The sequence below is a fragment of the uncultured Rikenella sp. genome (genome assembly GCF_910579375.1).
Classification (GTDB): domain Bacteria; phylum Bacteroidota; class Bacteroidia; order Bacteroidales; family Rikenellaceae; genus Rikenella.
Genome location: NZ_CAJTUJ010000153.1, coordinates 1 through 4,347, shown reverse-complemented (window position 1 = coordinate 4,347; position 4,347 = coordinate 1). Strand labels below are relative to the sequence as shown.

The 4,347-nt window shown below is 61.0% G+C and carries 4 protein-coding genes; 1 reads left to right on the top strand and 3 read right to left on the bottom strand.

All coding sequences use genetic code 11. The features are described from left to right. Nucleotides 1–363: 363 nt before the first annotated feature. The 3 genes from QZ302_RS08905 to QZ302_RS08895 form a co-directional block, all read right to left on the bottom strand. Nucleotides 364–1,122 (bottom strand): hypothetical protein, encoded by a 759-nt coding sequence (locus QZ302_RS08905; RefSeq protein WP_294594591.1) that lies wholly within the window; start codon nucleotides 1,120–1,122, stop codon nucleotides 364–366. Nucleotides 1,123–1,562: 440 nt separating this feature from the next. Continuing rightward, nucleotides 1,563–2,780 (bottom strand): class I SAM-dependent rRNA methyltransferase, encoded by a 1,218-nt coding sequence (locus QZ302_RS08900; protein ID WP_294594590.1) that lies wholly within the window; start codon nucleotides 2,778–2,780, stop codon nucleotides 1,563–1,565. Then, on the bottom strand, nucleotides 2,740–3,507 hold the full coding sequence (locus tag QZ302_RS08895) for a 3'-5' exonuclease (protein WP_294594589.1): 768 nt from the start codon (nucleotides 3,505–3,507) through the stop codon (nucleotides 2,740–2,742). The genes QZ302_RS08900 and QZ302_RS08895 overlap by 41 nt, the downstream gene beginning before the upstream one ends. A gap of 155 nt (nucleotides 3,508–3,662) precedes the next feature. Here QZ302_RS08895 and QZ302_RS08890 point away from each other — a divergent pair. Next, a partial coding sequence (locus tag QZ302_RS08890) for a GNAT family N-acetyltransferase (RefSeq protein ID WP_294594593.1) occupies nucleotides 3,663–4,347 on the top strand: 685 nt, incomplete at its 3' end.

The window sequence follows — 4,347 nt, the reverse complement described above, 5'->3', positions numbered from 1 at the left end:
GCGTGGCGCGCGGTTGAGCTTTGTCCCGCCTGAAACTGCCCTGCGCGGGCGGCGTCCGGGTGACCCCGGCGGGACGGAGCGATACTACGTATCGCTTAACCGCCTCAGCCCAACTCTTTGTTCGCGCGCCTGGGGAAATCTTGTCAAAACGCACAAGTGCATTTTGACGATTTCCCTCCTAAGGCGGGGCGCGCGATGATTTGAGGGTACTGTTCTTTTTCTGAAGAAAAAGAACCAAAAAGACTTCAGACGGATGCTGCGCATCCTAAAACTGCCGGCGGCACAAATCTTTGTTAGTGCGGTGACAAAGAAGTCGGTTCTGACGCGAATGGCCAAACGAAAATCGATGGTTTTACACTCGTCCTATTGCAGGGTCACGGCGATTTCCAACGGGGGAAGGCTGTCGCGACGAGGCGGACGAGGATGAGAAGGACGAAGTACCGGCAAGGACTGACGGTCGGGTTCGTACTTCGGACGCATGGTCGAACGGATGTTCTCGTCGGTAAAACCGGCCCACGCGGGGGTCTGGTTCCGATAACGACGCTCGGCTTCGGAGCGGGTCATCCCGTAACGCGGCTGTTCGCTCACGGCTTTGCCGTCGCGAATGGCTTGCTGTTGTTCGGAAATAGACTGCCGGGTATTGGCGTCGACGGACTCTTGGTGGAAACCCATCGAGGGGATGTCGGTGGAGGTGCCGGGACGGCCGAAAGAGAAGACGACGGTGCGTTTCTTGGCCGATTTCGAGGCGCGGATCCGGCTCATATCAAAAGCGGGGATGCGACGCATCCCTTCTAAAACGGCGTCGCGAAGCCACATCTCGGTGCGGCTTTTCCCTTCGAAAAAACCGGTCCAGCCGTCGGTCTCGTTCTCGATCTCCAGCTGGCGAAGGGCGCCGTCGGGGGCGATCACGAAGGTGCAACGAACGGCGGCGTCGATGTCGCCGACGGTGCGGCCATCGGGGATGGTCAGAACGAAGTACTGGGCCACGTGCAGCAGGATGGCGTTGTACTCTTTATCGCCTTTGAGCACGGGACGGGCGCGGATCTGCTGGAGGGCCGAAACGGGCTGGGACAGCTGCTGTAACCCGATGAGGATCAGAAGGATCAAATAACGGCGTTTCATCTTGCTCGGGGCTTTCATGGTAAAACGTGGCGCGGGGGGCGTTTAGTATCTCGCGGTGGGGGTTTTTAGGGGTTGGAAATCAAAATTTTAGGGGCTCGAAAAAAGCCCCCCAAAAAGCGGAAGGAGGGTTCTCGGGCTCTGCCGGTCGCGGGGGAGGAGGAAGGGCTTCGGATACCGGGAAAATCGGCAATCTATTACTCTATTTATCAATCTGTTATACAAGTCGAAACGAAATGGGGCGGGGCGATTCTATTGCTGCATTATGTTGCATTTTTACAACACAATATTTAAAAGTTACTACATTATATTTAAATTCGATTGAAACTCAAAAAGCGAAATCGCCTCTAAAAGTATCTACAAGAGGGTTTCGATTTAAAAAGTTACAATAAAATGTAAAAAACCGGTTGAAACACACAGGGGGTGTTCCGAACAAAAAAGGGTCACTCGACGTAGAGGACGAGGCCTTTCAGGTATTCGCCTTCGGGGTGGTAGATGTTGACGGGGTGGTCGGCGGGCTGGGTCAGCTGGTGGAGGATGCGGACGCGGCGGCGGGCTTGGGCGGCGGCGCTGAAGACGGCTAAACGAAACTGTTCGCGCGAGACGGCTTGGGAGCAGCTGAAGGTGAAGAGGAGGCTGCCGGCGGGCATCTTCTCTAGGGCGGCGGCGTTGAGCCGTTTGTAGCCCTGGAGGGCGTTGGGGAGGGCTTTTTGGTGTTTGGCGAAGGCGGGAGGGTCGAGGATCACGAGGTCGTAGGCGTCGGGGGGCATCTGGCGGACGTAGTCGAGGGCGTCGGCGACGAGTTCGCGGTGGGAAACGGTGGGGGTGCTCAGGGCGATGTTCTCGGTGCAGAGGCGGATGGCTTTCTCGGAGCTGTCGACGGAGTCGACGGAGAGGGCGCCGCCGCGAAGGGCGTAGACGGAGAAGCCGCCGGTGTAGCAGAAGGTGTTCAGGACGCGGCGGCCGCGGGCGTAGTGGCCGACGAGGGCGCGGTTGTCGCGCTGGTCGAGGAAGAAGCCGGTCTTCTGGCCGCCTTCCCAGTCGGCGCGGAAGGGGTGGCTGTTCTCGAGCACGAGGCGGGGGTCGAGGGGATGAGGGGTGGGGTCGTCGGTGCGCCAGAGGTAGCTGTCGACGGGGTCGAGGCCGCTCTTGGGGGGAAGGGTGCCGGAGCTTTTGTCGTAGACGGCGTGCAGCCGCTCGGGGCCGTACACGGCGCGGAGGGCGTGGGCGAGCTGGTGGCGGACGAGGTACATGCCGACGGAGTGGGCCTGGATGACGGCGGTGGTGCCGTAGATGTCGATGACGAGGCCGGGAAGGTTGTCGCCTTCGCCGTGGACGAGGCGGTAGCAGGTGGTGGCGGGGGTGTCGGTCAGGCGGAGGGTCTGGCGCAGGCGGTAGGCGGCCTGGAGCCGGCGGTGCCAGAAGTCGGGGTCGATGGTCTCGGCGGGGTCGAAGGTGAGGATGCGGACGGCGATGGAGCCGATGCTGCAGTGGCCGCGGGCGATGAAGTCGCCGGTGGAGGTGTAGAGGTCGACGAGGTCGCCCTCCTGGGGCTGGCGGTCGGCGCGGGAGATGGCGCCGGAGAAGACCCAGGGGTGGCGTCGCTGGAGGGATTGTTCTTTACCGGGTCGAAGGGTCAGACGGGGAAGGGGTTGTGTCATGGTTGTTGTCGGATGTGTTGTGGGTGGAGTGGGAACGGGGGCGGCGGCGAGGGCGGCGGGCGGGTTTACGCCCTACGGCTGCGGCGGCGGAGGGTTCGGGACAGATGGGCTGCTGACGGAGGTGCTGTTCCTGAAGGCGTTCCATCAGGCGGGGGTCGTCGGCGCGCAGGCGGAGGTAGATTTCGCGGCAGACCCAGGCGTCGAGGGCGGCGTAGTCTTGCTGGGCGGGGGTGAGGGGGTCGGCGTCCCAGTTGGTGAGGCGTTGGGCTTTGGAGATTTTGCGGCCCAGGACGATGGCGGCCATCTTCTTGACGCTGAGTTCCTGGATGCCCCAGTGGGGGACGAGGGTCTGGAGGTCGAGAAAGCCGGCGGGGAGGAGGTCGGCGACGCGGCGCATGCTGCGGAGGTCGTCGCGGAGGGCGGCGCCGATTTTCAGGACGTCGGGGGAGGAGAGGAGACGGCAGAGGGGGTCGGAGAGGGGCTGGAGGCGGACGCGGAACAGGAGGGCGGTGTCGGCGGTGGCGATCTGGATGAGGGAGAGGGGGTGGCGGATGCCTTTCTCGAAGGAGGGGCGGGTCTCGGTGTCGTAGCCGAGGAGGGTGGCGCCGGAGAGTATCCGTTCGGCTTCGAGGAGGGTCTCGGGGCTGTCTACGACGAGGATCCGGCCGGGAAAGTGGCAGAGGGGGCAGGTGTCGAGTTGGTCGGTGCTTATGGTGGGCTGGTACATCGGTACAAAGGTACGCTTATTTTTCGGGATGAGGTGCGGGGGCGGGTTTTCGCCGAAAGTTACGGGGGGTGGGGGCGATTTCTTTCGCGATATGTGATTTATCGTTACTTTTGCGGCACTGAAAACTTATGTTGTAAATCTCTGAGATCATGACGATGGAGCCGATTATCGCCCCTGTGGCGCGGGAGTTGCTGGAGGCGGAGCTGACGCCGGAAAGGGTATGGAGAAAAACGAACAAGGGGGGGAATGTACTCTACACGCTGAGGGCGGAGGAGTGTCCGAATGTGATGAGGGAGATCGGGCGGTTGCGGGAGTTGTCGTTCCGAGAGGGGGGCGGGGGAACGGGAAGGGGGCTGGATATCGATGAGTTGGATACGGTGCAGGGGGGGTATACGCAGTTGATTGCGTGGGACCCGGCGGCGAGGGAGATTATGGGGGGGTATCGGTATATCATTCCGAGGTCGAGGTATCCGAAGTTTCTGTCGACGGAGCACTATTTCGAGTTCAGCGAGAGGTTCAGGGAGAAGTATCTGCCGTATACGCTAGAGTTGGGGAGGTCGTTCGTGCAGCCGGCGTATCAGTCGAGGAACAATCCGAAGAGTCTCTTTGCGCTGGACAATCTGTGGGATGGGTTGGGGGCGATTGTGGTGAGGAATCCGGATGTGAAGTATTGTTTCGGGAAGGTGACGATGTATGGGGATTACAACAGGGAGGCGAGGAATATGTTGCTGTTTTTCCTCAAAAAGTATTTCCCGGATCGGGAAAATCTGATCCGGTCGAGGTTCCCGGTGGAGTTGGATATGGACCCGGAGAAGATGGAGGGGGTGTTCGCGGGGGGGG